Annotated in this window: 29 protein-coding genes; 23 read left to right on the top strand and 6 right to left on the bottom strand. The window is 59.3% G+C overall.

All coding sequences use genetic code 11. The features are described 5' to 3' along the window. Nucleotides 1-7: 7 nt before the first annotated feature. Nucleotides 8-475: a methylated-DNA--[protein]-cysteine S-methyltransferase gene (locus BAR1_RS11620; RefSeq protein WP_118943165.1), complete on the top strand. Its 468-nt coding sequence runs from the start codon at nucleotides 8-10 to the stop codon at nucleotides 473-475. Then, nucleotides 472-1,308 carry an EamA family transporter gene (locus tag BAR1_RS11615; RefSeq protein ID WP_118943164.1) on the top strand — a complete coding sequence of 279 codons (837 nt, stop codon included), beginning with the start codon at nucleotides 472-474 and terminating at the stop codon, nucleotides 1,306-1,308. The genes BAR1_RS11620 and BAR1_RS11615 overlap by 4 nt, the downstream gene beginning before the upstream one ends. Before the next feature lie 230 nt (nucleotides 1,309-1,538). Here BAR1_RS11615 and BAR1_RS11610 read toward each other — a convergent pair whose 3' ends face one another. The 3 genes from BAR1_RS11610 to BAR1_RS11600 all read right to left on the bottom strand — a co-directional run bounded on the left by BAR1_RS11610 (nucleotide 1,539) and on the right by BAR1_RS11600 (nucleotide 3,934). After that, a complete protein-coding gene (locus BAR1_RS11610) occupies nucleotides 1,539-2,231 on the bottom strand; it encodes a CDP-alcohol phosphatidyltransferase family protein (RefSeq protein WP_118943163.1) in 693 nt (230 codons plus the stop codon). 69 nt (nucleotides 2,232-2,300) lie between these two features. After that, entirely contained in the window at nucleotides 2,301-3,224 is a 924-nt protein-coding gene (locus BAR1_RS11605; RefSeq protein WP_118944459.1) for a tyrosine recombinase XerC, read from the bottom strand. A gap of 2 nt (nucleotides 3,225-3,226) precedes the next feature. Beyond that, nucleotides 3,227-3,934, bottom strand: coding sequence for a DUF484 family protein (locus BAR1_RS11600; RefSeq protein WP_118944458.1), 708 nt, complete (start codon nucleotides 3,932-3,934; stop codon nucleotides 3,227-3,229). Between the two features lie 311 nt (nucleotides 3,935-4,245). Here BAR1_RS11600 and BAR1_RS11595 point away from each other — a divergent pair, with 311 nt between their 5' ends. Further along, the gene (locus BAR1_RS11595) at nucleotides 4,246-5,289 is read left to right on the top strand and encodes a hypothetical protein (protein ID WP_118943162.1); all 1,044 of its coding nucleotides are present in this window, start codon (nucleotides 4,246-4,248) and stop codon (nucleotides 5,287-5,289) included. Between the two features lie 81 nt (nucleotides 5,290-5,370). Here the strand turns inward: BAR1_RS11595 and fsa are convergent, their stop codons facing one another. Beyond that, complete coding sequence (gene fsa, locus BAR1_RS11590; protein ID WP_118943161.1) at nucleotides 5,371-6,024, bottom strand: fructose-6-phosphate aldolase; 654 nt, start codon at nucleotides 6,022-6,024, stop codon at nucleotides 5,371-5,373. 89 nt (nucleotides 6,025-6,113) lie between these two features. Here fsa and BAR1_RS11585 point away from each other — a divergent pair, with 89 nt between their 5' ends. Genes BAR1_RS11585 through BAR1_RS11575 form a run of 3 tightly spaced genes read left to right on the top strand, consistent with a single transcriptional unit; the run spans nucleotide 6,114 to nucleotide 9,624 of the window. Continuing rightward, nucleotides 6,114-8,309, top strand: coding sequence for a primosomal protein N' (locus BAR1_RS11585; protein WP_118943160.1), 2,196 nt, complete (start codon nucleotides 6,114-6,116; stop codon nucleotides 8,307-8,309). A 36-nt stretch (nucleotides 8,310-8,345) separates the two neighbouring features. Then, a complete protein-coding gene (locus tag BAR1_RS11580) occupies nucleotides 8,346-8,645 on the top strand; it encodes a hypothetical protein (RefSeq protein ID WP_118943159.1) in 300 nt (99 codons plus the stop codon). 22 nt (nucleotides 8,646-8,667) lie between these two features. Beyond that, a complete protein-coding gene (locus BAR1_RS11575) occupies nucleotides 8,668-9,624 on the top strand; it encodes a proline dehydrogenase family protein (RefSeq protein WP_162891768.1) in 957 nt (318 codons plus the stop codon). Here BAR1_RS11575 and BAR1_RS11570 read toward each other — a convergent pair whose 3' ends face one another. Then, the gene (locus BAR1_RS11570; RefSeq protein WP_118943157.1) at nucleotides 9,625-10,686 is read right to left on the bottom strand and encodes a YeeE/YedE family protein; all 1,062 of its coding nucleotides are present in this window, start codon (nucleotides 10,684-10,686) and stop codon (nucleotides 9,625-9,627) included. 129 nt (nucleotides 10,687-10,815) lie between these two features. Here BAR1_RS11570 and BAR1_RS11565 point away from each other — a divergent pair, with 129 nt between their 5' ends. The 4 genes from BAR1_RS11565 (at nucleotide 10,816) to BAR1_RS11550 (ending at nucleotide 14,142) form a co-directional block, all read left to right on the top strand. After that, nucleotides 10,816-12,045 (top strand): MFS transporter, encoded by a 1,230-nt coding sequence (locus BAR1_RS11565; protein ID WP_118944457.1) that lies wholly within the window; start codon nucleotides 10,816-10,818, stop codon nucleotides 12,043-12,045. 51 nt (nucleotides 12,046-12,096) lie between these two features. Continuing rightward, nucleotides 12,097-12,750, top strand: a complete 654-nt coding sequence (msrA, locus tag BAR1_RS11560) for a peptide-methionine (S)-S-oxide reductase MsrA (RefSeq protein WP_118943156.1) — start codon at nucleotides 12,097-12,099, stop codon at nucleotides 12,748-12,750. Between the two features lie 73 nt (nucleotides 12,751-12,823). Beyond that, nucleotides 12,824-13,699 (top strand): 50S ribosomal protein L11 methyltransferase, encoded by an 876-nt coding sequence (locus BAR1_RS11555; RefSeq protein WP_118943155.1) that lies wholly within the window; start codon nucleotides 12,824-12,826, stop codon nucleotides 13,697-13,699. Then, a complete protein-coding gene (locus BAR1_RS11550) occupies nucleotides 13,663-14,142 on the top strand; it encodes a hypothetical protein (protein WP_162891767.1) in 480 nt (159 codons plus the stop codon). The genes BAR1_RS11555 and BAR1_RS11550 overlap by 37 nt, the downstream gene beginning before the upstream one ends. A gap of 75 nt (nucleotides 14,143-14,217) precedes the next feature. On the opposite strand, the gene BAR1_RS11545 is transcribed toward BAR1_RS11550, so the two are convergent. After that, nucleotides 14,218-14,451, bottom strand: a complete 234-nt coding sequence (locus BAR1_RS11545) for a DUF1127 domain-containing protein (protein WP_118943153.1) — start codon at nucleotides 14,449-14,451, stop codon at nucleotides 14,218-14,220. 343 nt (nucleotides 14,452-14,794) lie between these two features. Between BAR1_RS11545 and ruvC the strand changes: the two genes are divergently transcribed. The 13 genes from ruvC (at nucleotide 14,795) to ftsH (ending at nucleotide 26,479) form a co-directional block, all read left to right on the top strand. Then, nucleotides 14,795-15,301 (top strand): crossover junction endodeoxyribonuclease RuvC, encoded by a 507-nt coding sequence (gene ruvC, locus BAR1_RS11540; RefSeq protein ID WP_118943152.1) that lies wholly within the window; start codon nucleotides 14,795-14,797, stop codon nucleotides 15,299-15,301. After that, complete coding sequence (ruvA, locus tag BAR1_RS11535; RefSeq protein WP_118943151.1) at nucleotides 15,298-15,960, top strand: Holliday junction branch migration protein RuvA; 663 nt, start codon at nucleotides 15,298-15,300, stop codon at nucleotides 15,958-15,960. The genes ruvC and ruvA overlap by 4 nt, the downstream gene beginning before the upstream one ends. Nucleotides 15,961-15,964: 4 nt before the next feature. Then, nucleotides 15,965-16,984 (top strand): Holliday junction branch migration DNA helicase RuvB, encoded by a 1,020-nt coding sequence (gene ruvB / locus BAR1_RS11530; protein WP_118943150.1) that lies wholly within the window; start codon nucleotides 15,965-15,967, stop codon nucleotides 16,982-16,984. Between the two features lie 93 nt (nucleotides 16,985-17,077). Then, nucleotides 17,078-17,713: a hypothetical protein gene (locus BAR1_RS11525; RefSeq protein WP_118943149.1), complete on the top strand. Its 636-nt coding sequence runs from the start codon at nucleotides 17,078-17,080 to the stop codon at nucleotides 17,711-17,713. Further along, the gene (gene ybgC, locus BAR1_RS11520) at nucleotides 17,703-18,089 is read left to right on the top strand and encodes a tol-pal system-associated acyl-CoA thioesterase (protein ID WP_118943148.1); all 387 of its coding nucleotides are present in this window, start codon (nucleotides 17,703-17,705) and stop codon (nucleotides 18,087-18,089) included. The genes BAR1_RS11525 and ybgC overlap by 11 nt, the downstream gene beginning before the upstream one ends. A 125-nt stretch (nucleotides 18,090-18,214) precedes the next feature. After that, nucleotides 18,215-18,910 (top strand): protein TolQ, encoded by a 696-nt coding sequence (tolQ, locus tag BAR1_RS11515; protein WP_118943147.1) that lies wholly within the window; start codon nucleotides 18,215-18,217, stop codon nucleotides 18,908-18,910. 1 nt (nucleotide 18,911) lies between these two features. Beyond that, nucleotides 18,912-19,385, top strand: coding sequence for a protein TolR (tolR, locus tag BAR1_RS11510; RefSeq protein WP_118943146.1), 474 nt, complete (start codon nucleotides 18,912-18,914; stop codon nucleotides 19,383-19,385). 3 nt (nucleotides 19,386-19,388) lie between these two features. After that, complete coding sequence (locus BAR1_RS11505) at nucleotides 19,389-20,465, top strand: energy transducer TonB (protein WP_118943145.1); 1,077 nt, start codon at nucleotides 19,389-19,391, stop codon at nucleotides 20,463-20,465. Nucleotides 20,466-20,512: 47 nt separating this feature from the next. Continuing rightward, complete coding sequence (gene tolB, locus BAR1_RS11500) at nucleotides 20,513-21,790, top strand: Tol-Pal system beta propeller repeat protein TolB (RefSeq protein WP_407681536.1); 1,278 nt, start codon at nucleotides 20,513-20,515, stop codon at nucleotides 21,788-21,790. Between the two features lie 87 nt (nucleotides 21,791-21,877). After that, a complete protein-coding gene (gene pal / locus BAR1_RS11495) occupies nucleotides 21,878-22,390 on the top strand; it encodes a peptidoglycan-associated lipoprotein Pal (protein ID WP_118943144.1) in 513 nt (170 codons plus the stop codon). Nucleotides 22,391-22,405: 15 nt separating this feature from the next. Then, complete coding sequence (gene ybgF / locus BAR1_RS11490; protein ID WP_118943143.1) at nucleotides 22,406-23,230, top strand: tol-pal system protein YbgF; 825 nt, start codon at nucleotides 22,406-22,408, stop codon at nucleotides 23,228-23,230. After that, the gene (gene tilS, locus BAR1_RS11485) at nucleotides 23,221-24,480 is read left to right on the top strand and encodes a tRNA lysidine(34) synthetase TilS (RefSeq protein WP_118943142.1); all 1,260 of its coding nucleotides are present in this window, start codon (nucleotides 23,221-23,223) and stop codon (nucleotides 24,478-24,480) included. Before ybgF ends, tilS begins: the two co-directional genes overlap by 10 nt. A gap of 82 nt (nucleotides 24,481-24,562) precedes the next feature. Next, a complete protein-coding gene (ftsH, locus tag BAR1_RS11480) occupies nucleotides 24,563-26,479 on the top strand; it encodes an ATP-dependent zinc metalloprotease FtsH (protein WP_118944455.1) in 1,917 nt (638 codons plus the stop codon). Nucleotides 26,480-26,526: the final 47 nt, after the last annotated feature.

Genomic DNA, 26,526 nt, shown 5'->3' with positions numbered 1-26,526 from the left:
GTTGTCTATGTCCGTTGCAACCATAGACACCCCCACCGGCCCGATGACCCTGACCGAAGAAAACGGGGCAATCACGGCTGCGATGTGGGGCGGGCCAAAGGGAGAGGATGACACCCCGTTGCTGCGCGGCGCCGCCACGCAGATCGGGGAGTATTTCGCAGGTACCCGCACCGGATTTGACCTGCCTTTGCGGGTGAATGGCTCGGAGTTTCAGCAAGCGGTTTGCGATGCGATGCTGGCCATCCCATATGGTGAAACCGTGACCTACGGCGATATTGCCAAACAGTTGAATGTGCCTGCACAGGCCGTGGGGCAGGCTTGCGGTGGCAACCCGATCCCGCTGATCATTCCGTGCCATCGGGTGTTGGGCGCGAATGGCTTGGGCGGGTTTTCCGGTGATGGCGGTGGCATGGCCGGAGTTGAACTGAAAGTGCAACTGTTGCGCCATGAGGGTGCGGCCGGGTTGCTGATTTGAGCACCTTTATTTTCCTTGCCGTCATGGGCGCAGCCCTGCTGCATGCCACTTGGAATGCCCTGATCAAAACCGGTGGCAACAAGCTTACCGCGATGCTGATCATGACCATCATCGAGGGGGTAGTAGGGGCCGTGGTGGCGATGACCCGAAATCTGCCACAAGGCGAGGTCTGGTTCTGGGTGATCGGCTCGGGCGTGCTGCATTCGGCCTATAAGTTCTTTTTGGCCTTCGCCTATGAACACGGCGATCTTAGCCGCGTCTACCCGATTGCCCGTGGCACGGCGCCGATGATTGTGATGCTGGTCAGCCTGTTGTTTTTGTCCGATGTGATCAGCGGATATGAAACCCTTGGCATCGCACTGTTGGGCGTCGGTATTCTGATGATGGCGCGCGGGGTGTTCACCGACGGGGAATCCCGCCGTCTGGTGCCAATGGCGCTGTGTTCGGCCATGGCCACGGCGGCCTATTCGCTGGTCGATGGTATGGGCGCACGGGTGGCCGGGGATGCGGTGATGTTCGTGGCGTGGCTGTTCGTGTTCGATGTGCTGGGGTTTGTGCCCATGGCCTATGCGCTACGCGGTCGTCAGGTTTTCATCGCCAACCGGCGGTCTTGGGGGCTGGGCGCGGTGGCGGCTCTGGCCTCTTACGGGGCTTATGCGATTGCGGTCTGGGCGATGACGCAGGCACCGATTGCACTGGTGGCGGCATTGCGCGAAACCTCGATCCTGTTTGCGGTGCTGATCGGCTGGTTGTTGTTTGGCGAAAGGCTGGGGCGGGTCAAGGCGCTGTCAGCGGTGTTGATCGTGGCGGGTGTTATGCTGACGCGGATTTAGGTGTTGAGCCGATAGTGGGGTTTTGGTGGTAAACAGGCCTGCTTTGAAAACAGAACTACTAAACCGGTTTAATGGTTCTTTTGGGGCATATATTTAGTGTTTGGTATCAATCCACTGTCAGGAAATTGCCCCGGCATAATATGCGTTTTTTCTGACTTCAAAAAACCGGCCGCATCAGTAGAAGAAAGGAATCCAAGCGCATCACAAAGCCGGTATACTGTGCCCTGCACCTATCCCCTTGCGGGGACTATCTGTTGCAGGATACCTGCGCTTATCAGATAGACACTTGTTACAACCAACCCCCAATGTGCCCAGCTTTGTGGATGGAAATCGACCCAGGCAGCCCAGCCGGCAAAGAATGTCCACGCCAGCGACATCGGCAATGTCAGCATGCGCCAGCGTTCGGTGCGCACGGGGTGGACGAATTTCAGCGGGATGAACATGGTGATCGACAGCCCCACCACCAGCGCCAGCATCAGCCAGTAATTCGGCTGTAGCGCGAATAGAACCAGCACCACCATATTCCAGCATCCCGGAAAGCCGGAAAAGGAATTGTCCTTGGTCTTCATGCGGGTATCGGCGAAATACAAAGCACTGGCAAAGGTGATGATAATGATGATCGTCCAGCCGGTCCAGTTGGGCAAAAGGCCCGATTTGAACAGGGCAAAAGCGGGGATGAACACATAGGTCAGATAGTCGATGATCAGATCCAGCAGCACCCCGTCGATTTCCGGGGCGTTGGTTTTCACATCGAACTTGCGTGCCAATGGCCCGTCGATCCCGTCCACGAAAAACGCCACCACCAGCCAAAGGAACATCAGATCCCATTTCTGGTCTACAGCCGCCAACATGGCCAACATGGCCAGCACCGCACCGGTGGCGGTGAACATGTGGACGAATATGGCGCTTAAACGTGTGGTCATGAAACCGTCATGGACGAAAAAGCGGGGGGGTGTAAATAGTTAACTGGATCAGGTCGGGGATTCCTGACCCTACCGTGCCTTTGGATGCGCCTTCTCGTACACTTCCATCAACCGCGCGGTATCGACCGAGGTATAGGCCTGCGTGGTGGATAACGAGGCATGGCCCAGCAGTTCCTGAATGGCGCGAAGATCCCCGCCAGCCCCCAGCAGATGGGTGGCAAAGGAATGGCGCAGGGCGTGCGGGGTGGCGGTGGCGGGCAGACCCAGTTGCAGGCGGGTGGCCTCCATTACCTTCTGGATCGCACGCGGGCGCAAGGGGCCGCCACGGATGGCGCAAAACAGCGGGGCGTCGGGTTCCGGCGGGTGCGGGCAGGCGCGCAAGTAGCGGTTGACGGCCACGCGTGCTGCGTCAATCACCGGCACGATGCGTTCCTTGTTGCCCTTGCCGGTGATGCGCAGCACCTCGGGCAGGGGGGCGTCGGCGCCGGTCAGGGACAGGGCCTCGGATATGCGCAAGCCGCAGCCGTATAACAGGGTGATCACGGCCACATCGCGGGCCGCGACCCATTCCTTGCCCGACTGCATTTCCACTGTATCGATCAGCGCCTTGGCGGCGTCGATTGCCAGTGGACGGGGCAGCTTTTTCTGGAAACGCGGCGCGCGGGCGGACAGGATCACGGTGGGATCGAACCCTTCGCGCTCGGCCAGCCAGCGGTAAAAGGATTTCACTGCCGACAGGGACCGCGCCAGGGATCGCGCCGACACACCACGCCCCCGTTCATGCGCCATCCACGCCCGCATATCGCGCACCTGCACCCGTTTCAGTGGGGCAAGGCCGGTTTCCTCGCCAAAATGTTGTGTGATAAAGGCCAGATAGCCCAGAACATCGGTCTGGTAGGCGGCAATGGTGTTGTCGGCGGCACTGTTCAGCGCCTTGATCGAGGTCAGCCATTCCGCCAGCGTATCCGTCGCGGCAGGGGATATGGCGGTCAGGGTCATGACAACCAGCGCCGCATGGTTTGCTCAAAAACACCGGCAAAGAACGCCAGCAGGTCGGTGCCCTGACTGGGTTTGAATTGCTGCGGATCATCCGCCCCCATGACCAGCAGGCCGGGCAGGCGGCCATGGCCGAAATCCAGCTTTAGCGCGGCTTCGGATTTGATGCTGCCGGCGGCTTTGCCATAAACGGCGGTATTGTCGGGCTGGATCTGGCGCAGGGTGACTTGCCGCGAATGGCTGCTTTTGCCGCCGGTCAGATAGGCCTCGACAAAGCCGGGTTCGGCGACGCTTAACACATCGCCCAGCTGTTTGAGGGCCGCGCCTTTTTCGTCCTGTGCGGTTTCCAGCACCAGCCGGATGCAATGGACGTTCAGGATATCGGCAACCTCGCCATCCAGATTGCGCAGGAAGTCCTCGAATTCGACAGGGTCCAGCATCCGCAAAATCGCGCGGTGCACCTGTTGCATCCCCGCCAGATTGTCATAAGCGGCGGCAATCACCGAACGGTGGGTATCCTCCAGTCGGTCCAGCCGCGCCTCGAGCCGCTCCATCGCCAGCCCGCGCAGATCCACGACATTTTCGCCCATTCTGGATTCTTTGGCGTCGATCAGGGCCTGCATCAGATCCGGATCGTCCAGAATAACCTGCGGCTCCGCGATCAGCTTGTCGCGCAGTTTTCCCAACTGTTTTGCTGTGTCTGTCATGCCTGCCTTGCCGTATTTGTTTTGATTTTCTGCACTATAGACCAATTTCCTAAGCCAAGTCATGGGGTTTTTGGGGCAAGGCCGAGTGGGGGAAAGATCGTGTTTTGACAACAACAGGGGAAATTCGGGCGCATGAATTTCCGGTAGCCAAAGCGGGGCGGGCTGATATGGGCATTTCGGTTGGCCGCACCCACCCGCTTTCCCCTCGTGCAACAATCGTCTACCAATAGGTTCTGTATCGGAACCGATTTACGGTTTCTTAATGGTTTCCCCGATGTTGTCGCGGGGATTATCCGGAGTGGAAATTTCAGATGAATGTATTTGCCAAACTTGCCCTGCTTGGCCTTGCCGCCATTGTTTTGGGCGTCGGATTTGTAAAGGGTCGCGATTATCTGGCCGATAGAAAGATCGCCAAGGAAATCGCAATATCCAGAGAGGTGTTGGCCAGACTGCCCGCATCCGATTATGTGCCCCTAAGGGATATGTCCTCAAACGATGAATTCAATATTCGGGATCTGAGCAACACCGAGTATGGCGATTTCAGGGATATTACCGTCATTGGCCCCGACAAACACGTCATCCTGTCATTTTTCAATTCGTCGAACATACGGTCCGAGCGGGACTGGACCAGCGTCATTCTGGACAAAACCCTTGCGCAGATGCTGGTCACCCAAACCGGTGAACGCTTGCGCATTTTCAACAACTACATCCTGCGACCAGAGGGGTATTACACGTTTCTGATGGACGGCAGCACGGCCCTGATTCCATATGAGGTATACACACCGGATGGCCCCGTCACCGAAGAGGTGATCCGCGGGCTGTACGAGAATAGCCTGTATTACCGTTACGATGAATACGCCATATTGAATGAACGGCAAGCCAGAACCGGAAGCGTCAAGGCGCATGTTTTCTATGTTGACGGGCGCTGGCTGGAAATCAGGGCCGATCGTGATCTGGAAACGGGTTTTTCCAACAAAGGTCAGGATGATCTGGCGGCAAACGAAACCGGTAGATATGTGGAATTATTAGCCCCGCGTTACGGTGACGAAGAAAAGAGCGCATCATTGAACGGTGGGCTGGCCGGTATAACGCTGGATCATTTTCTAAAAGAGAAATTTTACAAAGGGCGTGGACCAGTCTGGGGAAGCCCGACCGGTGGCTCCCTGTCCGAGGCATGGTCCGGTCAGGCGTTTTACACGCTTGAAACAGGGGGCAAGGCACTCAAGTTTGTTTGGCCACACCTCCAACGCGCGCGCACGAAACTTTATAGCGATCCCGCCTCCGGGTTTATCCTGCTGGCAAGCAAAATCGGCCGATACTACGCGCTGGTAAGCCCGAAAACGGTTGTTGATTAAGCCGGTCTCGCCCCCCACCTGCCAATGGGTTTTGATACTTTGGCAGATGGGGGGCTTTCGTGTCGTGGTTATATGTGCGCCTTACAGGATTTTCTGGCCGGTTTTGGCCCAATCCTTCATGAACCCTTCCAACCCTTTGTCGGTCAGAACATGGTCGGCCATTTTCTTGATCACGGCAGGCGGGGCGGTGGCCACGTCGGCGCCGATCAGGGCGGCTTGCGTCATGTGGTTGACGGAGCGGATCGAGGCGGCCAAGATGCGGGTCTCGAAACCGTAATTGTCATAGATCGTGCGAATGTCGGCGATCAGGTCCATGCCATCAATGTTAATGTCGTCCAGACGTCCGATAAACGGCGAAATGAATGTCGCCCCTGCCTTGGCAGCCAGCAATGCCTGGTTGGCCGAAAAGCACAGGGTGACGTTGACCATGATGCCGTCCGCCGACAACGCCTTGCAGGTTTTCAAACCGGCCCATGTCAGCGGCACCTTCACCGCAATGTTGTCGGCGATCTTGGCCAGTTTGCGGCCCTCTTTCAGCATTTCGTCGGCGTCCAGTGCGACGACTTCGGCGGAAACGGGGCCATCTACGATGCCACAGATTTCCTTGGTCACTTCCAGAATGTCGCGGCCCGATTTCAGAATCAGCGACGGGTTGGTGGTGACGCCATCGGCCATGCCCAGATCATTCAGTTCCTTGATGTCTTCGACTTCGGCGGTATCAATGAAAAATTGCATGTGCAGTTTCCTTGCAGTTATGTTGCGGCTTTCAAGCACTGTTAGCGCAAACAATGGCGGGCAGAAAGCCCAAAAATTCGAGGTCACGCATGTCTGATCAATCATTCTTTGATGCAGGCACGCTGGTGGCTGTTCTAACCGCACAACCGATTGACCGGCTGCTGGATTACAAGGCCCCCGAAGGCGGTTGCATGACTGGGGCCTTTGTAGAGGTGCCGCTGGGCCCGCGCAAGGTGATTGGTGTGGTCTGGGGCAGGGGGCGCGGCGGGTTTGATCTGAAGAAAGCGCGCAGTGTGATCCGGGTGCTGGATGTGGCTCCGATGCGCGGGGAAATGCGCGAATTCCTGACGCGGGCGGCGGAATACACCATGACGCCGCTGTCCATGATGCTGCGGCTGGCGACCCGCGCGCCGGGGCTGGGAGATGCCCCTGCGATGCGTAAGGTGTTCCGGCTGGGCAGCGGGGCGCCTGATCGTGAAACAGACGCGCGGCGCCGTGTGCTGAAGGTGCTGTCGGATTACAGCGGCCTGTCGTTCACTTTGGGCGAGTTGGCGGAACAGGCGGGGGTGTCGTCTTCGGTGGTCAAGGGGCTGGTGAAACAGGGCGTGGTGAGGGAAGAGGACAGCCCGCGCGATCTGCCCTATCCGCCGCTGGACCCTGATTATAACGGCGTGGACCTGACGCCGGACCAGGCCACAGCGGCAGAGGTATTGCGCGACGGGGTGGCCAGTGGCACCTATGGCACCACCCTATTGAAAGGGGTCACCGGATCGGGCAAGACCGAGGTCTATCTGGAGGCCGTGGCCGAATGCCTGCGCAAGGGACGGCAAGCACTGGTGCTGTTGCCCGAAATCGCCCTGACATCGGAATTCCTGAAACGGGTCGAGGACCGCTTTGGCGCATGTGCCGGTGAATGGCATTCCGGCGTCACCATGACCGAACGCCGCCGCCTGTGGAAAATGGCCGGCGAGGGCAATGTCGGGCTGGTGGTCGGCGCACGATCCGCGCTGTTCCTGCCGTTCCGCGATCTGGGGCTGGTGGTGGTGGATGAGGAACACGACACCTCCTACAAACAGGAAGAAGGCGTTTTGTATAACGCCCGCGACATGGTGGTTTTGCGCGCGTCGCTGTGTTCGGCACAAGTGGTGCTGGCCTCGGCCACGCCATCGCTGGAAACATGGGCCAATGCGCAGGCCGGCAAGTATAGGCGGGTGGAACTGACCTCGCGTTTCGGGGCCGCACAAATGCCGGACATGCGCGCCATTGATCTGCGGGCCGAGGATATTCCTCCCAGCCGCTGGATTTCTCCGTCCCTGCGCGATGCGGTGGCGGCGCGGGTGGCGCTGGGGGAACAATCGCTGCTGTTCATCAACCGCCGTGGCTATGCGCCGACAACGGTTTGTCGGGCCTGCGGGCACCAGATCGGTTGTGACCATTGCGATGCGCGGATGGTGGAGCACCGTTTCCAGAAACGGCTGATGTGCCACCAGTGCGGCGAAACCAAACCGATGCCGGACAAATGCCCCTCCTGCGAGGCCGAGGGGCGATTGGCCCCCGTTGGCCCGGGCGTCGAGCGGCTGGACGAGGAGGTGCGCGCGCTGTTTCCCGACGCCCGCGTGGCGGTGTTGTCGTCGGATTTGTTCGGCTCGGCCCGCGCACTGAAGGAAAAGATCGAGGAGATCGCGGCGGGGGCCTGTGACATCATCATCGGCACACAGATGGTGGCCAAGGGGCACAACTTTCCGCTGCTGACTTTGGTCGGGGTGATTGATGCCGATCTGGGCCTGCAAGGCTCGGACCTGCGTGCGGCGGAACGCACGTTTCAATTGATGCGGCAGGTGGCGGGGCGGGCCGGCCGGGTGGAAAAGAAGGGGCTGGCGCTGTTGCAGACCACACAGCCCGAACACCCCGTGATCCGCGCCATTCTGTCAGGGGACGAAGAGGCCTTCTGGCAGGCCGAAGCGCGCGAGCGCGAGGCGGCGGGGGTGCCCCCCTACGGGCGGATGGCGGGGATTATCCTGAGTTCGGAAAACGCCGCCGAGGTGTTCGATTTCGCGACCGAGCTGGCCCGCCGCGACGGCCCGTTGCGGCAGGTTTCGGCACAGGTCTTCGGCCCCGCACCGGCCCCGATCGCGCGGATCAGGGGACGGCATCGGGTGCGCTTGCTGGTGAAGGCCGCCAAAGGGGTGCCGTTGCAAGGCGCGCTAAAGGCCTGGGTCGGGCAGTTGCGGGTGCCGAATTCCGTGCGTCTGGCTATTGATATTGATCCGCAAAGCTTCTTATGATCCGCGCAGCGCCCTTCCGGCGTGGGTGATGTGTCGATGAAACAGCAATCAAAAGGGTTTATTGCCCGCAACCGATCCACCCTGCTGGGGCTGACATTCTGCGGCTCTTTGGGGTCGGGCCTGTTCGCCTTTTGGTGGCGGGTGCGCGATGCCTTTGGCATGATCGGGCGCGGCACGCTCGAGGTGCTGACCTTTGGCCGCTACGACAACCCCGCTTCGCCGCAACAGGCGGCGGTGGCCGATACGATGGTTGCGGTTGGCGTGGTCGGGACCGTGGTGTTCGGGGTGCTGTTCTTCTATGTTCTGCTGGCGGGATGGCGGTTCGGTAAAAAGTAACTGTGCAAAAGGGGTGTCGGGCATGTTTCGTAAATTGTGGCAATCGGGGATGATTGCATTGGCGCGCTCCAGACGGGTTCGGAATTTCGCCCAGCATTCGCGGGCAACCAGTTTTCTGTCGGGTAAATATGTGTCGGGCGAAACGCCTGCAGCGGGGATCAAGCGGGCACAGGAATTGCTGGCGGGAAACGGCATCCGCAGTTCCCTGTTCTACATGGGCGAATATGTGGATGACTGGGATCTGGTGACGCAGAACATCGACAACAAACTGGATGTTGCCGCCAGACTGGGGCAGGCGGGGCTGGATGTGCATGTGTCGGTTGACCCCACCCAGATTGGCCATCATCTGGACCCCGACGTGGTGGCGGGCCATGCCGAACGGATCGCCAAGGCGGTGCAGGCGGCGGTGGGAAACAAGGGCGGTGTGAATTGCCTGATGTTCGACATGGAGGACGCCAGCCTGAATGATCCCACCATCGCGGTGCATAACCGGATGCAGGATATGGGCCTGCCCGTGGCGCTGACCTTGCAGGCCTATTTGCGGCGCACGCGGCAGGATTTGCAGGCGCAGATCGCACGCGGCAGTCGGGTGCGGCTGGTCAAGGGGGCGTTTGCCGCGCCCCCGGATATTGCCTTTACCAAACGGGCCGACATAAAGGCCAATTCGCGGGCCTTGATCGGCGATATGCTGTCGCAACAGGCGCGGGAAAACGGGTTCTATCCGATCATCGCCACCCATGACACGGCATTGCAGGATTTCACCATTGAAACCGCGCGGGCCAATGGCTGGGCCGCCGGCGACTACGAATTCGAAATGCTGCTGGGCGTGCGCGAGGATGTGGCCAAGGCGCTGGCCGCCAAGGGCGAGCGGGTGCGCCTGTATGTGCCCTTCGGGCGCGACTGGTGGCCCCATGCGGCGCGTCGGATCGGGGAAAATCCGGCCAATGCAATGTTGTTGATGCGGTCGCTGTTTTCCTGATCAGGCGGGCAGGGCAACTCGCCGCTGGTCCAACAGGTAATCGGTGGTCATTGCCCCGACCCACATAAAGAACAGCGCCAGCCATGCGGTGCCGGCCATGATTGATGTGCCGGTCACGCCGTTGCCAATCGCACAGCCCCCCGCAAGCATCCCGCCGAACCCCATCAGTACCGCGCCGAACATCGAGCGGCGCATGTTGGCTTCGTTCTCGAACCCCTGAAATTTGAAATCCCGCGCGATCACGGACGCCAAGAACGAGCCAAGGAAAACGCCGGGCACCAGCCCGATATCGAATTTCAGGATCGAAGTGCTGTCCAGCGCGAACATCAGCGTGTTGGCCGAGGGGCCGGTAAAGGTGGCGCTGGTGACGGTGATCGGATCAAAGCTGACTTCCGAGAGCGAGAAGGTCAGCAGATAGCCAACCGCCACCGCAAAGCCGACGCCCGAGGCAAACACCAGCCGCATGGTGCTCATCTGGTTGCGCCGCGCCTGATAGATGGCGTAACCGGCCAGCACGATGCCCAAGGCAAACCCGCCCCAGTCGGGCAGATGGAATTCGGCCAGCAGGTCCATGTTTTGCCCGCCTTTGGTGGTCCAGAGTGCCGCCAGCCAGTTGCGCAAGGGGGCCAGCCAGCTGTGCAGGCTCATCTGTGCAACCACGGCAAAAATCAGTCCTGAAACCATACTGCGCAGGTTACCTGTGGCCGCCAGCACCAGCAACCGGCCGGAACAGCCGCGTGACAAAACCATGCCAACGCCAAAGATCAAACCGCCGATGATGGCACCCGACCATGATCCGGGCACGGCCATGATCCGCGCCTCTTCTACCCGCATCCAGCCCAGCAGGTCCGCGCCCTGCACCCAGAACAGGGCTGTGGAAAAGGTCAGCAGCCAGACGGTAACGCTTGGCCCGATCTGGCCGCGGGCAAATTCGATCGTGGCGGCCCGCAGACAAAACCGCGAGCGCTGACCGGCGACGCCGAAAATCACGCCGGTGATCAGGCCGAACAGGGCGGCTGTGGGGTTTTCGCCCAGCCATTCAACAAGGGGCAGAATGTCCATTTTGTCCTCGGAGTCGCTGCGTTATCGGCTACATATTCTAATTTGTGATTATGATCCTTGATATAGATCACGATTGCAAGGCTGGAGTCTTGAGACCAATGCGCCTAAGGGTGGGGCATGAAAACGCGCATGAAATTGGTCACACTGGAACAGGCACAATCACTGCCCTTTTGGCGGCGGCCGATATTTTTGCTGTTTTTGATGTCGGCGGCAATGCCCGTGGCCTTTGCCACCTGGAGCGCGCTGCTGAATAATTTCGTGATTGAAGTGGCGGGGTTTACCGGTGTCGAAATCGGCTGGCTGCATTCGGTGCGCGAAATACCCGGTTTTTTGGCGATCGGGGTGATCGCGCTGATCATCTTTATCCGCGAACAGGTGTTGGGGGCGGTGGCGCTGCTGATGCTGGGGGTGGCTACGGCGCTGACCGCGCAATTTCCGTCACTGGGCGGGATCCTGACCATCACCATGCTGTCCTCGATCGGGTTTCACTACTATGAAACCGTCAACCAGTCGCTGCAATTGCAATGGATCGACAAGGCCCGCGCGCCGCATGTGCTGGGCTGGATTGTGGCGGCTGGATCGGCGGCGACATTGATTGCCTATGTGCTGATCGTGCTGACTTGGCAGGCTTTCGACCTTAGCTATAACTTTGTCTATATGGTTTCGGGCGGGTTCACCGCTTTGGTCGCCATATTCGCCCTGCTGGCCTATCCGCAATTCGAGGCCCCGCATCCGCAGGTCAAGAAATTCGTTCTGAAACGGCGCTATTGGCTGTATTACGCCCTGCAATTCATGGCCGGTGCGCGGCGGCAGATATTCGTGGTATTCGCCGGTTTCATGATGGTCGAAAAATTCGGCTTCAAGGTGCACGAGATCACGGCGCTGTACCTGATCAACCTGATCGCCAACATGCTGTTTGCCCCCTTGATGGGCCGCGCTGTGGGGCGCTATGGCGAACGCAACACGCTGATTTTCGAATACGTCGGACTGGTGATCGTGTTCTCGCTATACGGCGGCATCTTCTATTTTGGCTGGGGCGTGGTGCTGGCGGCGACGCTTTATGTGATCGACCACATGTTTTTCGCGCTGGCCTTTGCGTTGAAAACCTATTTCCAGAAAATCGCCGACCCGCAGGATATTGCCCCCACGGCGGCTGTTGCTTTCACCATCAACCACATCTCGGCAGTATTTTTGCCCGCCTTGCTGGGGTATCTATGGGTCACGGCACCCGGCGGGGTGTTTGTCCTTGCAGCGGGGATGGCGATGGTGTCTCTGGCGCTTGCCCTGATGATCCCGCGCCACCCTGAAAAGGGCTATGAAACAATGTTCTCACGCAAAGTTGTGGCCCCTGCGCAGTAGCGCCAGCGGTATTTTGTGCCTATATTCGCGGTATCGAACAAAGGAGCGCTTATGTTTTCCATGCTGCAAAAGAAATCCGCGATGGTTGCCCCCGAAGACGCCCTGCCGGGCCGGCCCGATCCGGTCCCGACCGCCGAAACCCATTTCCTGACGGCCCGTCCACTAAAATCCGCTGTGCCCGACGGCATGGAACAGGCGATGTTCGGCATGGGCTGTTTCTGGGGGGTAGAGCGGATATTCTGGCAGATCGAAGGTGTCTGGCTGACGATGGTGGGCTATGCGGGGGGCTATACGCCAAATCCGACCTATGACGAGGTTTGCAGCGGCCGTACCGGCCATAACGAAGTGGTTCGGATTATATTTGATCCGGCGGTGGTCAGTTATGAAACCCTGCTGAAAACCTTTTGGGAGGGGCACGATCCGACCCAGGGCATGCGGCAGGGCAATGATCGCGGCACGCAGTATCGGTCGGGTGTCTATACCTATACCGGCGAACAGCTGGCACAGGCCGAAGCCAGCCGCATCGCCTTTGCGCCCAGACTGGAAGAGGCAGGGTACGGGGCGGTTTCAACCGAAATCCTGCTGGCGCCGGAATTTTATTATGCCGAGGATTACCACCAGCAATATCTGGCCAAGAACCCTGCGGGGTATTGCGGCATTGGCGGCACAGGGGTCAGTTGCCCGATTGGCGTGGTTGCGGGGTGAACCCCGCCCTACGGGCTTGACCCGGCTGTGGGCAGGGCCTACTTGCGCAACAGAATTATTTTCGGAGAACCCCATGCCCACATTTACAGCCCTGACCACATTAAACGGGCCGCAACCGGCCGAGGCGCTGGGCGAGGCGCTGGAGCGGCTGGTGCCCGAACCCACGGGCGTCGGGGTGTTCGAGGTCGAAGATGGCTCGGGTATCTGGGAGGTTGGCGGCTATTTCGTCGAAAAACCGGACGAGGCGGGGCTGGCACTGTTGGCGGTCGCATTCGGGGCCAAACCCTTTGTGGTGTCGGAACTGCCCGAGGTCGACTGGGTGGCGCATGTGCGGCGCGAACTGTCGCCGGTGCAGGCGGGGCGGTTCTTTGTCTACGGCAGCCACGATGCCGACAAAGTGCCCGAAGGATCGGTTGCGTTGCTGATCGAGGCGGCGATGGCCTTTGGCACCGGCCACCACGGCACCACGCTGGGCTGTTTGCAGGTGCTGGACCAGTTGGCGAATGACGGCTTTGTCGGCGAAAACGTTGCCGACATCGGCTGTGGCACAGCGGTATTGGCGATGGCGGCGGCGAAAATCTGGCCCAATCCGGTTCTGGCCAGTGATATTGACGCGCAAGCGGTGGATGTGGCCCGCGCCAATGTGGCCGGCAATGATCTGGACGGGCGGGTGATCTGTGTCGAGGCGGCCGGATTTGACGCGCCGGAATTGAAACAGGCCGCCCCCTTTGATCTGGTCTTTGCCAACATTCTGAAAGGCCCGTTGATCAGTTTAGCGCCGGATATGGACGATTCGGTCAAAAATGACGGATATGCGATCCTTTCGGGTATTTTGAACGAACAGGCACAAGAAGTTGTTACTGTTTACACGCATAACGGGTTTGATTTGGTCGATAAACGCGAAAATGGCGAATGGACAACGTTATTATTGCGGCGGAAACCCGCTTAACCATTGTATATTACAGCGTAAAACGCCATAATCGTCCAAATTACGCCATAATTAGGCGTTCTTATAAAAATTCTTGGATAAATAGTGAGGCTATTATGGCTGACCCAAATATGAAAGATTTCGGCAAGCGGGTGAAACGTATCGATAAGCGTCACCGGAAACTTGCAAATGGATATGTCGCATCGGTGAACCACGATGGCTTGATTGTAGCCAAGGTTCGGCGTAGCGGCCCGCGCTTTCCCTGGAAGGGTGTAGCGCTGTGCTTTGTTGCCTTCTTTATCTTCAAAGGGTTCTTGCTGGTTCAACTGGGTGAAGCAACCTTCAATGATCGTGTTGAAAAACTGCAATCAGGCACAGTTGTCGAGCAGGCCGGGGCGTATGCCATGTCTGCCGATCCTTTGACAAAATGGATTGCTGGCCAGATCAGTTCACTGATCCGCTAAGACAAGCGACCAGTAATACGAAAAAGCCGCGCTGTGATCAGCGCGGCTTTTTTGGTATTGCTAATGTGCCAAAACCTATCTGTGGATTGTCAGGTAGGGAATGTCACCACGGGTCAGGCCGATATCTTCCAGCGCATGGTCCGAAAGCTTGGACAATTCGGCGCGGGTTTTGCGGGCACTGTTCCAGTTGACAAATGATGTGCCAAGGTCGGCAATGAATGTGGTCAGGCGGTATACTGCGCGGGAAATGCCCAGATCGGAACCGCGTGCACCGTCGACCAGCAGACGGGTGTTGTTATAGGCAGTCATGTTCGTCTTCCTTTTTTCGGGTGTTGGATGCAGCGATGTGCTGTTGGTAATTACTAAAATTGCATCTAGGCCTTGGACCTTGACCAAACAAGCCGGTGAAACCGCATACCCAATATGCGTTTTGCGCATGGCTTAAAAGGGGGTTAAAGGGTTGTAAAATAAGGCAAAAACAAGATGCGCAAAGGTCGCATTTGACCTGTGAGGCGTCGAATTCCGCTGTAAATCCGGCAAATCGGGCAGAATATTAATTCTTTGTTCAGACAGCTTTCCATTTGGCAAATGTTCCCCTTTCGTGCTAGACGTTGCGCAAAGGCAACAAAAGCCGGCGGCAGCGAGGAGCAGTATGCGCGTTATCGGGATTGATCCGGGGTTGCGAAACCTTGGCTGGGGGGTGATTGATGTTGCCGGTTCCCGTTTGGGGCATGTGGGCAATGGCGTTTGCCATTCCGCAGGCGATGATCTGGCCGCGCGCCTGTTATCGTTGCACACGCAGCTTAGCGAAATCATGGCGCGGTTTTCCCCCGATACGGCGGCGGTCGAGCAGACCTTTGTCAACAAGGATGGCGCGGGCACCCTGAAACTGGGGCAGGCGCGCGGGATTGCCATGCTGGTTCCGGCGCAGGCGGGTTTGAGTGTCGGGGAATACGCGCCCAACAAGGTTAAAAAGACGGTTGTCGGTGTGGGCCATGCCGACAAAGGGCAGGTGGCGCATATGGTGCGCTTGCAACTGCCCGGTGTGGAGTTGGCCGGACCGGATGCTGCGGATGCTTTGGCGATTGCGATATGCCATGCGCATCATGTGCAATCGGCGGGGCATTACGAGGCAGCACTAAAGAGGGCAAGCGCATGATCGGCAAGATTTCGGGGCGGCTGGAATATCGCGCAGGCGACCATGTGCTGATCGATGTGCGCGGGGTTGGCTATATCGTTTATGTATCGGATCGCACGATGGCGACCCTGCCCGCCAATGGCGAGGCACTGGCGCTATTCACCGATCTGCTGGTGCGCGAGGATAACCTGCAACTGTTCGGCTTCACCACCTTGCTGGAAAAGGAATGGCACCGCTTGCTGATGGGCGTTCAGGGGATCGGTGCCAAGGCCTCGATGGCCATTCTGGGCACATTGGGCGCCGAAGGCGTCAGCCGCGCGATTGCCCTGGGCGATATAAACGCGGTGAAGGCGGCCAAAGGTGTCGGTCCGAAAACCGCGCAACGTGTGGTGCTGGAACTGAAAGACAAAGCCCCCGCCGTGATGGCGATGGGGGGCACAATGGCGGCCGCACAGGGCGATGTGGTGGCCGAGGTTGAGGTGATCGAAACGCCCGTGGTTACGGGTGCCGCGCCAACATCGGCGGCGGCCCAGAGCGAAGCCTTGTCGGCCTTGGGCAACCTTGGCTATGCGCCTGCGGATGCCTCAATGGCGGTGGCGCAGGCGGCGGGGGAAAACCCAGATGCCGACACGCCGGATCTGATCCGCGCGGCGCTGAAACTGCTGGCACCGATGGGGTGATTGAATGACTGAACCCGACCCCACATTGCGCCCCGAACCGCGCCCCGAAGATGCGGATCGCGCCTTGCGCCCGCAGGTGCTGGATGAATTCATCGGCCAGGCCGAGGCGCGGGCGAACCTGCGGGTATTCATTGAAAGCGCCAGGATGCGTAAAGAGGCGATGGATCATGTGTTGTTCCACGGCCCGCCCGGACTGGGCAAGACCACTTTGGCGCAGATCATGGCGCGGGAACTGGGGGTGAATTTCCGCATGACTTCCGGTCCCGTGCTGGCCAAGGCGGGGGATCTGGCGGCGATCCTGACCAATCTGGAGCGGGGCGATGTGCTGTTCATCGACGAGATCCACCGGTTGAATCCGGTGGTCGAAGAAGTGCTGTACCCTGCGCTCGAGGATTTCGAGCTGGATCTGGTGATCGGCGAGGGGCCGGCGGCGCGCACCGTGCGGATCGAACTCCAGCCCTTTACGCTGGTCGGGGCGACAACGCGGCTGGGGCTGCTGACGACGCCGCTGCGCGACCGCTTCGGGATACCTGTGCGGCTTCAGTTTTATTCCGAGGACGAATTGCACGAGATCGTCGTGCGGGGCGCGCGCCTGCTGGGTGTGCAATGCGAGGAAACCGGTGCGCGCGAGATTGCGCGCCGTGCGCGCGGAACGCCACGGATTGCCGGCCGGTTGCTGCGCCGCGTGGTGGATTTTGCCACGGTCGAGGCCGGCGGCAGGATCTCGCAGGCTTTGGCCGACAATGCGCTGACCCGTCTGGAGGTGGACCACCTGGGGCTGGACGGAGCCGACCGCCGCTATCTGCGCCTGATTGCCGAAAATTACGCGGGCGGACCGGTGGGGATTGAAACCATGTCGGCAGCACTTAGCGAAAGCCGCGATGCGCTGGAAGAGGTGATCGAGCCTTATCTGTTGCAACAGGGCCTGATCCAGCGCACCCCGCGCGGGCGGATGCTGGCGCAAAAGGCGTGGCGGCATCTGGGGATGGCAGCACCGAAAAGTGATCCTGATTTGTTCGAGTGATCACAGTTATATCCGCAGGGACAGGGCGATTGCACTGCGGAGAAACGATGGTTAATAGAACCACTAAACCGGTTTAATGGAAATGTCCCCGATATGACTCCCGACGAAATCGAACAGCATTTTACCAGCCCCGACGGCACCTACCGTTTTGCCCGCTGGGGCCGCCCGATTGTGCCGGTGGTGTTCGGGGTGAGCGATGAAACCCTTTCCGTTGTCAAAGGCGCGATCGAGGCGGTGGTGACTTTGGCGGGCCATAAAATGGCCGAAACCGACGCCGAGCTGGGCGCCAACCTGATGATGTTCTTTTTCCGTGAATGGGATGAATTGCTGGATGTGCCCAAACTGGATCAGATGATCCCCGGTCTGGCACGGGTGGTTGAACGGCTGAAAGCGTCGGGCGGGCAGCAATACCGCGCCTTTCGCTTTGACAATGACGGCGGGATTCAGGCCTGTTTCGTGTTTATCCGTATGGGTGGGGCGATGGCGGAGTTGCCTGCCGACACCCTTGCGCTGGGGCAGGCGGTGCAGGCGATCCTGCTGTGGTCCGATGCGGCTTTTGCCACCCGATCGCCCCTTGCGGTGCTGCCCGACAGTGGCGCGGTTATTTTGCGCCCCGAGATTGCGGCGCTGGTGCAGGCGGCCTATGATCCTGTGATGCCCATCGCGGCGGATGACAAATCCCATGCGCTGCGGCTGTTTGCACGGATAGGGGCGATGGATGACACATAAGCTGGACATACGCGTATATTATGAAGACACCGACATGGCCGGTATCGTCTATTACGCCAACTATCTGCGCTATATCGAACGGGCGCGCAGCGACTGGGTGCGGGGTTTGGGGATCGACCAGAAAGCGATGAAGGAACAGGGGCAGGTATTTGTGGTGCGCCGCGTTGAAGCGGATTACCTGTCATCGGCCTATCTGGATGATGAACTGGTGGTGGAAACCGATGTTTTACAGGTCACGGGTGCGCGGCTGGTGATGGACCAATGGGTCAAACGCGGAGACGAGGCGATATTTCACGCTGTGGTGACCGTTGTGGTGGTGTCCGACAGCGGTCAGGTGGCCCGAATGCCGGCAAATATTCGCCAGTTGTTGCATTAATCGCTCAAAATCCGCCGGTTTTCCCCCTTAATGACGCGCATTTGATAGCATTCCCCGTGTTTATCCCCTATATCTGCCCTTAATCAGAGCCGCCGACAGAGCGGCCGAACAAAAAGAGCAGGCATATGGATACTGAAACCCTTGCAGCAGCGCAGGCGATTGATTTCTCGTTTCTGGCGCTTTTCTTGCGCGCAACCCTCACCGTAAAACTGGTGATGATACTGCTGATTGTGGCCTCGTTCTGGTCATGGTCGATCATTATCACCAAAATTATCACCTTCCGCAAAACCCGGGCCGAGGCCGAGGAGTTCGATCGCAAGTTCTGGTCCGGCGAGCCGCTGGACGAATTGTTTGACCAGATAGGCCCCAACCCGAGTGGCCCCGCAGAGCGCATATTCGCGGCCGGGATGATGGAATGGCGCCGCAGCCACCGCGAGGATGGCGGGCTGATCGCAGGCGCACAGGCACGGATCGACCGCTCGATGGATGTGGCGATTGCCAAAGAGGCCGAGCGGCTGAATTCCGGCATGTCCTTTCTGGCCACGGTCGGATCCACGGCCCCGTTTGTCGGGTTGTTCGGCACGGTCTGGGGCATCATGAACGCCTTTATCGAGATCGCCCAGCAACAAAGCACCAATCTGGCCGTTGTTGCCCCGGGTATCGCCGAGGCCCTGCTGGCCACAGGTATGGGCCTGCTGGCCGCTATTCCGGCGGTGGTGTTTTATAACAAACTGTCAGCCGACAGTGACCGGATCATTTCGGGCTACGAGGCCTTTGCCGACGAATTCGCCACTATCCTCAGCCGCCAGTTGGATAGCTGATATGGCATCGGTCATTCAGAAAAACGACAGCGGGCGGCGTCGCAGACGTCGCCGGAGTGGTCACGCGGCAGCGATGAGCGAAATCAACATCACGCCGTTCGTGGATGTGATGCTGGTGTTGCTGATCATATTCATGGTGGCGGCCCCGCTGGTGACGGTCGGGGTGCCGGTGGAACTGCCCAAAACGGCAGCCACGGCCCTGCCTGCGGAACAGGAAGAGCCGCTGACCATCACCCTGACGGCAGACGGGTTGATCATGTTGCAGGAAACCGAAATCGGCATGGATGAACTGATCCCAAAACTGCGATCCATTGCAGCAGAGCGCGACAGCGACAAGGTGTTCCTGCGGGCCGATGGCGCAATCGCCTACGAGCAGGTCGTGCAGGTCATGGGCGCACTGAACGCGGGTGGCTTTTCCAACATCGGTCTGGTGACGGAAAGCGGCGGCCCGACGCTTGACGGCAACGGCGGCTGACGGATGGACACGGGTTATTACATATCCGGTATCGGGCATGGGGTCCTGATCGGCTGGGCCTTGCTTGGCGGGCTGTTTTCCTCTGTGCCTGATGATAATTTGACGGTGGCGAATGTGTCGATCATTTCGGCAGATGAATTTGCAGCCCTCAGCACGCCAAAACCCGTGCCGGATGCGCCCGATACAGCACCGGCGCCCGAAGAACCCGTGGCCGAAACCCCGCCCGAGGACCCACCCGAAGAGCCAACACCGCCGGAAGATACAGCCCCTGAAGTGACTGAAATCACACCGCCCCCACCTGTGGCGGAACCGGATGAAACCGCGCCGCAAACGCCACAGCCGCCGGTCGAGGAGCCCCCCGTAGTGAATGCACCACCCGCTCCGCAGGCTGTGCCGCGCCCCTCTGATCGGGTGACACCCGATCCGGTTGCGCCGCCGCCGCCGGATGTGGCTATTGCGGATCAGGCGCATCCAGACAACACACCGGCCCCCGACGCACAGACCCCGCCGGACCCCGACCCCCCCGCCGCGCCCGAGGCATCGAGCGACCGCATTGTGCCGGAAACCTCGGCGCCGGCCCGTTCGGTTCGCCCCTCGGCCCGCCCCAGACGGCCAGCGCCGCCGGTTGAAACCGCAAGGACCGGTCCGCCTGCGACACCCCCCGCGACTCCCGATGCCAGCCCGTCAATCGAAGATACCCTGCGCCAGTTGCAGGCCGAAGAAGCCGCCGCTGCGGCCTCGTCCGCGCCAACAGGCCCGCCGCTGTCACGCGGCCAGAAAGATGCGTTTTTGCTTGAGGTGCGGCGCTGTTGGAACGTTGGCGCGCTGTCCACAGCCGCACTTCAGGCCAAAGTGGTTGTGCGCTTTGAACTGGGCAAGGATGGCAAGCCGAATATCGGCTCGATCCGCATGACCGGATACGAGGGCGGCAGCGAAGCTGTGGCCAAACAGGCCTATGAAACCGCCCGTCGCGCGATCATCCGCTGTGGCGCAAACGGCTATAATCTGCCGACTGACAAATACGAACAATGGAAAATTGTTAATATCACGTTTAACCCTGAGAATATGAGGCTCAAATGATCATATCCCGCGTTATGACCCTTATGCTGGCGGCAATCGTCGCCGTGATGACCTTGCCGTCTGTCGGCAGGGCGGAATTGAACCTCGAACTGAAAGACGGTGTGATCGAACCGCTGCCCTTTGCGGTGCCCGATTTTGTGGCCGAAAACGGCGGGGCCGGTGAATATGCCAGCCAGATTGCCCGCGTGGTGGCCGCCGATCTGACCGGAACAGGGCTGTTTCGGGAAATCCCGAAAAACGCGTTCATCTCGAACATCACGAATTTCAACAGTCCGGTGCAATATGCCGACTGGAAAGCGATCAACGCGCAGGCCCTGATTGTCGGGGCGGTCACAATGGGGTCCGGTGGGCGGTTGACGGTGAAATTCCGCCTGTTCGATGTGTTTTCCGGCGCGCCACTGGGCGAGGGTCTGCAATTTGGCGGCACCACCAAAAGCTGGCGACGCATGGCGCATAAGGTGGCCGATGCGGCCTATAGCCGGATCACCGGCGAAGGCCCGTATTTCGACAGCCGCGTGGTGTTTGTATCCGAAACCGGCCCCAAAAACGCCCGCCAGAAACGGCTGGCGATCATGGATTACGATGGCGCGAATGTGCAATATCTGACCGACAGCCGTTCAATCGTACTGGCCCCGCGTTTTTCACCGACGGGTGACCGGGTCCTGTATACGTCCTATGAAACGGGCTTTCCCAAGATTTATGTGCTGGATGTGGCCACCGTTGGCCGCCGCGTTCTGGCCGACCAACCCGGCACAATGACCTTTGCGCCGCGCTTTTCGCCGGACGGGCAGACGGTGGTCTATTCGCTGTCGCGTGGCGGCAATACCGATATTTACAAGATGAGTGTCAGTAGCGGCAATCCTGTGCGCCTGACCTCGGAGCCATCCATCGAAACTGCGCCCAGCTTTTCGCCCGATGGCAAACAGATCGTGTTTGAGAGCGACCGGTCGGGCAACCAGCAGCTATACGTTATGTCGGCAAATGGCGGCGAGGCCCGTCGGATCAGTTTTGGCAAAGGCCGTTACGGCACGCCGGTCTGGTCGCCGCGCGGTGATCTGGTGGCCTTTACCAAACAGAACAAGGGCCGGTTCCATATCGGGGTGATGCGGCTGGATGGCTCCGAGGAACGCCTGCTGACGGCATCCTTTCTGGACGAGGGACCGACATGGTCGCCCAATGGCCGTGTGATCATGTTCATGCGGGAAACGGCAGGCGCTGGCGGGTCATCCTCGCTCTATTCCGTGGACATCAGCGGGCGCAACCTGAAGCGGGTGAAAACACCGGGCGGGGCGTCGGATCCGGCGTGGTCGCCGCTGTTGAAATAAAGTGAAATACGCGGCGTTTCCAAATCGGCGCCGTGGTGGTATAAACAAAGGCAATCGAGCCAACAAAAACGAAAGCGGGGACAACCCATGACACATCTTTACAAGGCAATTTTCATTGTTGCAGCACTGGGCCTTTCGGCCTGTACCAATCCCGGGGCGCTGAATGGCGGCAACGGTATGGGCAACGGTGGGGCCGGAATGGGGCAGGGAACAGGAACAGCGTCCGACCCACATTCCGCAGCCTATTTCCAGCAAACCGTCGGGGACCGCGTGCTGTTCGCCGTTGACACCAGCACCCTGACACCCGAAGGCCGCGCCACCCTGATGGGGCAGGCAAAATGGCTGATGGACAATCCCGAATTTGCCGCCATCATCGAAGGCCACGCGGACGAACAGGGCACACGTGCCTACAACCTTGCACTGGGCGCACGTCGCGCCAATGCGGTGTCGGAATTCCTGATCTCGCAAGGGGTTGCCGGCAGCCGGTTGCGCACGGTAACCTATGGCAAGGAACGCCCGATTGCGGTTTGTTCCGAAGAAAGCTGCTATGCCCAGAACCGCCGCGCCGTTACGGTGATTTCGGCGGGCGCTGGCGCGTAAACCAAGGACGGTTGAATGAAACGGATACTCGCGCTTATTATCGGATTGTCGGTTCTGCCGGTGGCACCTGCCGCCGCGCAGGCCGATCAGCAAACCTTGGCAGACATCCGGCAGGAATTGTCGGTGCTTTATGTCGAAGTGCAACGCCTGAAGCGCGAGTTGTCCACAACTGGCGCGCCAGGCACCAGCGTTGGCGGCAACACGCCGCTGGAACGGATTGACGCGATCGAGGCGGCTTTGCAAAAACTGACGGCAAAGTCCGAGCAGTTGGAAAACCGCATCAACCGCGTTGTGGCCGATGGCACCAACCGGATCGGTGATCTGGAGTTTCGCCTGTGCGAGCTGGAAACAAATTGCGACATCAGCAAACTGCCCGAAGGCACCACATTGGGCGGCGTTGATGTGGGAACGGCCCCCGTTGTGACCACGCCTGATACGGTTGATAACACCGAATTGGCTGTGGGGGAGCGGGCAGACTATGAGCGGGCGCAGGAGGCGCTCGCATCCGGTGACTTTCGCGGCGCCGCTACGCAGCTTGAGACCTTTACCCAGACCTACCCCGGTAGTCCACTAAGTGCGGATGTGCATTTCCTGCGGGGACAAGCGTTTGAAAATCTGGGCGAGATGACAAATGCCGCACGCGCCTATCTCGAGGCGTTTTCCGGTGCGCCGGATGGTCCCAAAGCCCCCGAGTCCCTGTATAAACTGGGCACCACGCTGGGGGCGATCGGCCAGAAAAACGAAGCCTGTGTGACGCTAACCGAGGTCGAGGCGCGATTCCCCGCCGCACCTGCCGTGCAACAGGCCAACACCGCGATGCGCGATCTGGGATGCAACTAGACCCCCAAGACGAATTATTGCTTCAGTCAGTCGGCAACAGCCTTGGCGCAAAACCGCCCAAGGCGATTGGCGTTGCCGTGTCCGGCGGCAGCGATTCAACCGCCCTTTTACATCTGATGCACCAGTGGTCCGGCGGGACAGGGGTGACCTTGCATGCGGTTACCGTTGACCACGGCTTGCGCGATGCCGCGGCGGGCGAGGCAAAAACGGTGGCCCGTATATGTGCCGGTCTGGGCATTGACCACAGCACGCTGCGCTGGACGGGCTGGGATGGCAAAGGCAACCTTCAGGATCAGGCACGGCGTGCGCGGTACCGGTTGATGGCCGGTTGGGCGCGGGAACGCGGGATTGAAATGATCGCGCTGGGGCATACGGTCGAGGATCAGGCAGAAACCTTTTTGATGCGTCTGGCGCGCGGGTCGGGTGTGGACGGGTTGTCCGGTATGGCGACGCGGCGGGTGTCGGACGGGGTGACATGGGTAAGGCCGGTGTTGTTACAAAGGCGGCAGGATCTGCGGGATTATTTGCAGCGGCATGGTGTCGGCTGGATTGATGATCCCACAAACGAGGATGAACGGTTTGATCGCGTGAAAATCCGCAAGGCGATGCAGGTGCTGGCCGATCTGGGGCTGGACGCGGACCGGCTGGCCGGAACCGCGCAGGATTTGCAGTTTGCCCGTATCGCGCTGGAGCAGCAGACCAGAGAGGCAGCGGAACGCATCGCCACGGTTGAAAACGGCGACGTTGTTCTGGATCATATGCAATACCGGCGGCTTCCGGTTGAAATCGGCGCCCGCCTGTTTTCCCACGCCCTGTGCTGGGTATCGTCTGCCGAATACCGGCCCCGTCGCATGGCCCTGATTGACGCCGAGTATTCCGCGGACATAGGCAAGGTATCCACCCTGCACGGTTGCCTGATCACCGCGAACAAAAATGAAATCCGCATCACCCGCGAATATCAGGCCGTCAAGCAGACCGCCTGCCCAACCGATGAAATCTGGGACAATCGCTGGCAGCTTATAGGACCACATGAAAAGGGACTGGAATTACGGGCTTTTGGGGCCAAGGGATTGGCCCAATGTCCCGATTGGCGGGCCACGGGTATGCCGCGAACATCTTTGCTTGCAAGCCCCGCAGTGTGGAGAAAGGACAGTCTTATTGCCGCACCTTTGGCCGGTTTGGGCAATGGATGGCTCACAAAACCGCTATTTGGGCTGGATCATTTCATTTCATCCATTATATCGCATTGAACAAACCTGCCTAATCCCTATTTTAGACAAGTGGCCTTGGGAAAGAATCCTTTGTGTCAAAACCGGTTTAAGGAGAATGCCTGTGGGCAACGCTAGAAATCTGGCTTTCTGGGTCGTGCTGTTTATGCTGATCCTCGCTTTGTTCAATCTGTTCAGCAATGGCGAAAGCGCCCTGAATTCCCGCCAAATGACCTATTCGGAATTTGTGCAGGCCGTGAATGACGGCACTGTTGCCTCGGTCACGCTGGACGGGGAAAAGGTTCTGATCAAAGGCAAGGACGGGCAGGAATATGCCACGATCAAGCCATCGGACGCCGAAGTCACCAAGATGCTGATCGACAAAGGCGTCAAGGTAAACGCCGCCCCGCAGGAACAATCCGCCTTTGTATCGCTGATATCGCTGTTGTTGCCGGTGCTGCTGCTGATCGGTTTCTGGTTCTTTATGATGAACCGGATGCAAGGTGGCGGCAAAGGCGGGGCCATGGGCTTTGGTAAATCCAAGGCCAAGATGCTGACCGAACGCGAGGGTCGCGTGACCTTTGACGATGTGGCCGGCATTGACGAGGCCAAGGAAGAACTGGAAGAGATCGTCGAATTCCTGCGCAACCCGCAGAAATTTTCCCGTCTGGGCGGCAAAATCCCCAAAGGTGCGCTGCTGATCGGGCCTCCGGGCACGGGTAAAACCCTGCTGGCGCGTTCTGTCGCCGGCGAGGCAGGCGTGCCGTTCTTTACAATTTCCGGTTCGGATTTTGTGGAAATGTTTGTCGGCGTTGGCGCCAGCCGCGTGCGCGACATGTTCGAGCAAGCCAAGAAAAATGCGCCTTGCATCGTGTTCATCGACGAAATCGATGCCGTGGGCCGTGCCCGTGGCGTCGGCATGGGCGGTGGCAATGACGAACGCGAACAGACATTGAACCAGTTGCTGGTGGAAATGGACGGCTTTGAGGCAAACGAGGGCGTGATCATTCTGGCCGCAACCAACCGCGCCGATGTTCTGGACCCGGCATTGCTGCGCCCCGGCCGTTTTGACCGTCAGGTTCAGGTGCCCAACCCCGATATCAAGGGCCGCGAGAAGATTTTGAATGTGCATGCCGCCAAGGTGCCTTTGGGGCCGGATGTGGACCTGCGTATCATTGCTCGCGGCAGCCCCGGTTTTTCCGGTGCCGACCTTGCCAATCTGGTGAACGAGGCAGCGCTGATGGCGGCCCGTCTGGACCGTCGTTTCGTCACGATGGAAGATTTTGAAAAAGCCAAAGACAAGGTGATGATGGGGGCCGAGCGCCGTTCAATGGTTCTGACCGACGAGCAAAAGGAAATGACTGCCTACCACGAAGCCGGTCACGCCATTGTCGGGATCAAGCTGCCCAAATGTGATCCGGTCTATAAGGCTACGATCATTCCGCGTGGTGGTGCATTGGGCATGGTGATGAGCCTGCCCGAGTTCGATCAGCTGAACTACTTCAAGGATCAGGTGGAACAGAAGATCGCCATGGCAATGGCCGGCAAGGCCGCCGAGATCATGAAATGGGGCCCTGATCATGTATCAAACGGCCCGTCGGGTGACATCCAGCAGGCCTCGGCTCTGGCCCGCGCCATGATCATGCGCTGGGGCATGTCCGACAAGGTGGGCAATATTGATTATCAGGCCGCGCACGAGGGTTATCAGGGCAACGGTGCCGGTGGCCTGTCGATTTCGGCTGCCACGCAGGAGTTGATCGAGACCGAAGTGAAGCGGGTGATCGACGAAGGTTACGCAACCGCCACAAATATCCTGAAAAAGCACAAGAAGGAATTCGAGCTTCTTGCGCAGGGTCTGTTGGAATACGAAACCCTGACCGGCGAGGAAATCCAGCGGGTGATGAAGGGCGAGCCGCCTCAATCGGACGATGATGACGAGGACAAGGGCAGTGTATCCAGTGTTGTGGCTGTGCCCAAGACCAAGCCGAAACCCAAGCCCAAGTCCAAGGACGACGGTATGGAGCCGGAGCCTTCGACCTAGTGACGCGGGAGAATTGACAAAAGTGCCGGTAGACATCTACCGGCGCT

The sequence above is a fragment of the Profundibacter amoris genome (assembly GCF_003544895.1).
Classification (GTDB): domain Bacteria; phylum Pseudomonadota; class Alphaproteobacteria; order Rhodobacterales; family Rhodobacteraceae; genus Profundibacter; species Profundibacter amoris.
This window is presented reverse-complemented; position numbering and strand designations above follow the sequence as displayed.